A 4,722-nucleotide genomic window follows, 5' to 3' on the forward strand; every position below is an offset into this window, starting at 1 on the left:
ATTTTTATCTCGTAAAGATGATCCTAAATTCCATTATAATTAAGTAGGTACAATTTGTTCGGCTTTTATAACAGCCTTATTATACCGAATCATCTCCATCATGTTATATCACCTTTAAAACTCAGCATCGGTAGAAAGAATTGGATAAATAGATCCTATTGTTAAATTACAGGCTGCAAAGTAATGGCAGCCTGTTGTTAGTATTATCTCGATAGACCTAGTCTAGGCTATCGTTTGGACGAATCCGTTGGCACTGATATTGTCGGGTGTTTGATCCAACCTGACGATGTACCATCATCTTTAGGTAAACTACCAACAAAACTACCATCCTGTTTCGAGCCTGGGTAACTTGGGCTCATATGATTTGGATTGCTTTCTGCAGGCGGCTTACCCGAAGAAACTGGCGCTTTAGACGGCGGTGTAGACTGCCGAATCTCGGATGGCTTAGGGTATGATACTGGCTCATCTCCTGTGGCAGTTTTTTTGATCCATCGAGAAGAGTTTTTATCATCTTTTGGTAAATGACCTTTGAAATCACCACCTAGTTTAGAACCTGGATAACTAGGGCTCATATGATTTGGCTTCTCCTCACCTTTCACTGGTTTTGATGGTCGATTCTTTGGTGGTGTCGGTTTGTCAGTTTCCACCGGAGCGGGTTTCGGTGGTGTCGGTTTGTCCGTTTCCACCGGAGTCGGTTTCGGTGGTGTCGGTTTGTCCGTTTCCACCGGAGTCGGTTTCGGTGGTGTCGGTTTGTCAGTTTCCACCGGAGTGGGCTTCGGTGGTGTTGGTTTGTCCGTTTCCACCGGAGTGGGCTTCGGTGGTGTCGGTTTGTCCGTTTCCACCGGAGTCGGTTTCGGTGGTGTCGGTTTGTCCGTTTCCACCGGAGTCGGTTTCGGTGGTGTCGGTTTGTCAGTTTTCACCGGCGCGGTTTTCGGTGGTTTTGATGTATTACCATTTTTTGCCGGTTTATTTGAACTCGATAAACCGCCAGCAGTAAATGAAATACTATTTGATGCTGTAACTTTATCAACATTTACTTGATAAAGTTTTTCACCATCGGTATTCAGTTCACCTTGTACATTTCCTTTAATATTACCAACATCGATGGTCGCTTTTTGATCTTCCTGATATTCCACTTTTTCCACAGTGTTGTAATAGCCATTGACTGTCGGTAAGCCTGTTTTAGAAATACCACCACCGCCACCACCGTAAGCACCATCTTGATCAATAGTATCTGATAGCTCGACTGCGTTAATATTGCCTGCAACATCTACAGTACCGGTTTTGGAATCAGAAACAATGTGCGCGCCAGTAAGATTGAGGTCCCCTCCTGTAGAGATATTCAGCTCACCGGTGGTATTAATACCGGTCTGGGTCCCTGTAGTCTTCGAATCATAATGTTCGCCACCTTGGCCGTAGTTCCCAGCCAATGTTGGGATAAGTCCTCCATTGGTTGAAACAGCAACCCCGACTGATCCACCCCACTCATTACTATTAGTCTGGTTATTGACCGTATCTTGCACGCTCTGCACATTCAGATCGCCAGTAATATTAAGGTTTGCGGTTTCTGACTGAATATTACCGCCAGCTAAAGTCATATCTCCCCCAGTGTTAATGCTAATATCACTGCTATTAAGGTTGGAGTTAGTATATGTGTGGCTTGAGCCAGTTGAGGTTGAACTGCTGCCATGGTAATCAACAGAAACTCCCGCGCCAGCCCCTGTAGGCGCGGCGGAAGCCCCGGCACTGACGCCCGCTGAGTGGGTATCTTTTTGCGACCAACTCTCAGTTGAGGACTCGGCGGCTAAAATATTCAAATCACCGCCAGTAGTGATCTCTACACTGTCTGCCGATAATTCGACACCTTTTAACGTGGTATCGCCATTACTGGTAATTGATACATTGCCGGCATTTATATTAGTGATGTTTTCACTTTTAGTCGTCGATGAACTACTGGTCGTCGTGGTATCGAATCCAACTGAGACTGAGCCGCCAAGCAAATCATTAAACATAAGGTTAGAAGCACTACCTGCCACTTCTGCCGCCGTTAAACCGGCATCAATTTCTTGCCCGTCATTGCCCTTTTCAACCAAATTACCGACTTTATCAGCAGCATCAGCCACTGAACTATGAGCCTCGCCCTTTACGCCATAAAACGAAACGGTTTCCTCACTCGTTGTTATCACTTCATCTTCATATTTTGTAGACTTTACTTCATCGGCAACAATAGTCAACGCACCTTCAGTGCTAAAATTACCACCGCCGATATCAACCGTGTTTCCCGCTTCTAATGTCATAGAATCGGTAAAGTTAAGTGAAGCATTATTATTTGTCGTCGTTTGCTCAGTATCAACCGTCGTGACGGTTTCTAACCCGGCTTGGAAATTACCAGAGGAAGATGTTGGAGCACGACCAGGCTTGGACCCGGCATTGGTGATATCCGACCCAAGATTATTATGCTCACCGGTGCTGGTACTACTACTTTCCCCATCCAGACCGCTAATATCATAACCTGCCGATTGCCCAAAACCACTCGCGCCTGCACCAAATTTTAGATCAGTGCGTTCAACCGTGGTTTCAGAATAACTGTAATCTTGTGATGTTTGGATGTCTACATCGCCAGCAGCCTTCAATTCACCCGATTGGGCATTATATTCACCACCTTTGAGAACAATATCATTCGCGGAATTAACGGTAAACTTGCCGCCGGCGTTGACCGAACTATCAACACTCGTAGCACTTGAGCTGACAGTTTCTGTCGATTCGTGACTTAGTATCCCCGTAGATTTATGGCTGTATTCATAATTCCCCTCAACCTCATACATATTATTGAAGGTGACATCACCTTCAGTTGAAGTCAGGCTGATATCTTTTTCCGCAGCAATATCAACAGCATTAACTGTGATATCTTTGGCACTCATGTCAATGCTACCACCGGCGGTGACACCATCATTATAATAATGAAGTTCTTGATTACCGGAAACATTAGCGCCTTGGCTGGCAGTAAGCTCAATTGAACCATTATCTGCCTGTAAAGTGAGATCATTACCGGCACTAAGAGCAGCGCCACTGTTAGTTATAGAACCACCACTGGAGACCAATGATAAATCTCCACCTGAAGTGATACCACCATTCATGCCCACACTACTATTATTAATATTGCCTTCTGATTGAATATTAATATTGCCACCGGCACTGATCTGGCCATTAACATTATTAAAGGAGGATGCATCAACATCCATATTACCGCCAGCGTGGACTATGGCGGAACCATCATAGCGGCCACTTTCTAATTGTTCTAACGTAGTTGTTGCGAAATAAATTTTAGGTGTGAGTACATCATGACCATCGATATTTTCTGTCACAAACCAAACAATATCTTTATCCAGTACGGCAATCTGCTCATCAGTTAAAGCTTTACCGACGGTAAAATCTTCTACTCCATTAACAGTTGCAGCATTGGACATTAATTTCTCAACCAACTCGGTGCCATCAACACCATCGCGCACACTGAAAAATGTCCCTACAGACTCATTTAATTGGCGGCGAATAACTTCACTAATAAAATAATTATCGCCCACAACCAAAACAGGTGTTTCTGGTATATAGCCAATTTGGTCAAAGAAATATTGCGAACCAAAGAAAAGGCTCTGATCAATCATCTCAGTTCGAGTTTCATAAAACGGATAAATAGGGTTACTGGCACCATCCCCGACCTTGGCAGTGAAATCAACATCTTTCCATTTCTGGTTAGAAACAAATAACCCCTGAATTTTAGCGAGTTCGGTATAGGTTTTTGTGGTACTTAATCCTTTCGTCAGTTCGGCAATTGTTTTCAACCCAATATTAATTTCATAAGGATTTTGAGTTACCACAACCTCCTTATCACCGATGGCAACTGTTATTTTTTCACCTTCAAGTTTCGCACCGAATAACCCATTGTTAAATGCTCCACCATTGTGAGTCAGATTACCGCCTGCGATAATCCCACCGTTATTATCCGACAAACCATAATCTTTTAAATCTTTCAAAGAAGCATTATTGGAGCCCGTTACCCTGGCCCAATCTTGTGATAGCTTCTCTTGGCTATCAGATAACCACGCATCGCCGAACAATCTTTTCATAACACTGTTTAATTGTTCACTCTGTTTGGCCATTTCTTTTAAGCTATTAAAACTGTTGGACTGAGTATCATATATATATGATCCCTTCCCTGAGACAGATTCCGGACTTCCATCACCGAAATAAAAGTCCAGCAATTGATATAGCGTATTAAACTGAGCATAACCAGAATCGCCACCTATCACTTTTCTATATACCTCCAGCTCAATCGGGGTACTCAGCGTCTCCGTCAAATAATAGTAAAATGACATTTCATTATATTCTGGTGCATTATTAACAGTTCCAGATATTATCATATCCTTACTTGATTGAATAATGCCACCTGTATTATTTAACGTTTTAGTACTATAAATGTTCTTTTGATTAATGTTTAAATTACCGCCGGATGAGATTTCGGCCATTTTAGTTAATTTAAAATCACCAATCCACGTTGGAATTGAACCTGAGAGTTTTGCGTTATAATATACCAGGCTTATAAAGCCTTGCTTCCATTCATGTGAACCTTCAGCATTTTGTGCAGGGCCTGTAACCCATCCAGGATTATCATACTTACTAATATTATCAATAATTTTAGCATCTANTGCCATATCGCCTTGAGAA

1 protein-coding gene is annotated in these 4,722 nt (G+C 42.8%); it reads right to left on the reverse strand.

Going from position 1 to position 4,722, the window contains the following annotated elements; all coding sequences use genetic code 11:
* Positions 1-227: 227 nt before the first annotated feature.
* Positions 228-4,709: a hemagglutinin repeat-containing protein gene (locus V1952_RS20100; protein ID WP_420075401.1), complete on the reverse strand. Its 4,482-nt coding sequence runs from the start codon at positions 4,707-4,709 to the stop codon at positions 228-230.
* Between the last annotated feature and the right edge of the window lie 13 nt (positions 4,710-4,722).

The sequence above is a fragment of the Yersinia sp. 2542 StPb PI genome (assembly GCF_048593855.1).
Lineage (GTDB): Bacteria > Pseudomonadota > Gammaproteobacteria > Enterobacterales > Enterobacteriaceae > Yersinia > Yersinia enterocolitica_E.